Origin of the sequence: Actinoplanes sp. NPDC048791, from assembly GCF_040650095.1 — a bacterium.
Lineage (GTDB): Bacteria > Actinomycetota > Actinomycetes > Mycobacteriales > Micromonosporaceae > Actinoplanes.
On sequence record NZ_JBEZGQ010001458.1, the window covers coordinates 1 to 1620 of the forward strand.

Genomic DNA, 1620 nt, shown 5'->3' on the forward strand with positions numbered 1-1620 from the left:
CGACGACGGGGACGACGACTAGCGCCCGGACGTCCCGCACCGTCGCGGTCGCCCTGGCCGGCGGCGCCGACGTGGCCGGCGTCGCCTGGGCGACCGGCACCGCGTTCGGCTACCGCGGACCGGCCTTCGCCTGGGTGCTGCACTTCCTGCTGATGGGCTGGAGCTCCGGCGTCCTGGACGCCGCGCGGCCGCGCCTGACCAGCAGCTATTTCCGGGTCCGCGACTGGGAGCCGGCCGGGTACCGCCGGCTCGGCGCGTGGTGGTACCTGCGGCTGCTGCGCGCGATCGGCTGGGAGCGGCTGATGCGCGGCGGCCGCGGGTTCACCGGCACCCGGGTGTCGCTCGCGGTGCTGGACAGGCAGACCCGCTCGGCGGAATGTGGCCACCTCGTGGTCGCCGTCGTGGTGACCGCGGTGTCGGTCGTGGCGGCCGCGGCCGGAGCGTGGGACGCCGTCGCCTGGCTGTCCGGCCTCACGGTGTTGCTGCACCTCTTCCCCGTGCTCCTCCAGCGGGCCCTGCGAGCGCGCATCCAGCGCCTGCGGTCGCCGGGCAAGGACGTGAGCGGGGCGTATCCGCGGGGCGGCCGGTGACGTTGAGCTGGTGGCGATCATGCCCAGCAGCCGTCAGGAGCCGCCCATGCTGCCACCGCACCGGCCCGCTCCGGCCACCCGGCTCGGAGCGTTGCCCCGTCGTGGCCTGTTCGCCCTCGGCGGCGCCGCGCTGACGGTGGCGCTCACCCCGGTCGCCGCCTCGGCCGCGACGGCAGCCGTGCCCCTCCGGCGGAATCCGTTCACGCTCGGGGTCGCCTCGGGTGATCCCCTGCCCGACGGCGTGGTGCTGTGGACCAGGCTGGCGCCGCGGCCGCTGGAACCCATGGGCGGACTGCCGTTCGCCGGCTACCCCGTGCAGTGGCAGGTGGCCGAGGACGCGGCGTTCCGGCAGGTGGTGCGCTCGGGCACGGCGACCGCGCGGGCCGAGTACGGCCACTCGGTCCACGTCGACGTGCGCGGCCTGCGGCCCGGCCGGGACTACCACTACCGGTTCCGCACCGGGGCGCACCTCAGCCCGGCCGGCCGTACGCGTACCGCACCCGCCGTCTCCGCCTCCCCGCAGGCGCTGCGGTTCGGGGTCGCGTCCTGTCAGGCCTACGGCGACGGGTACTTCACCGCGTACCGGCACCTGGCCGCGGAGGACCTCGACGTGGTCTTCTTCCTCGGCGACTACATCTACGAGAACGCCCTCACCAGCACCGGCGGCAACCGGCTGGACCCCGGACTCCACCTGCCGGACACGTTCGAGCTGCCGGTCGACACCCTCGACCTCTACCGGATGCGGTACGCGCTGTACCGCACGGATCCGGACCTGCAGGCCGCGCACGCCGCCGTCCCGTGGGTGCTGACCTGGGACGACCACGAGGTCCAGGACAACTACGCCGCCGGGGTGCCGCGCTTCGACATCCCGGCCCGGGACTTCCTCGTGCAGCGGGCCAACGCCTACCGCGCGTACTGGGAGAACCAGCCCCTGCGCCGCCCGCAGCAACCGTCCGGCGCGGGGATGCGGCTGCACCGCCGGCTGCGGTTCGGCGACCTCGCCGAGGCGCATGTCCTCGACACCCGGCAG

The 1620-nt window shown here is 75.1% G+C and carries 2 protein-coding genes; both read left to right on the top strand.

Annotation, left to right across the window (positions count from 1 at the left end; translation table 11 throughout):
- Positions 1-590 (top strand): hypothetical protein (locus tag AB0C29_RS47400; protein WP_360834811.1); only part of this gene is annotated, 590 nt, incomplete at its 5' end.
- A 46-nt stretch (positions 591-636) separates the two neighbouring features.
- A partial coding sequence (locus AB0C29_RS47405; RefSeq protein ID WP_360834813.1) for an alkaline phosphatase D family protein occupies positions 637-1620 on the top strand: 984 nt, incomplete at its 3' end.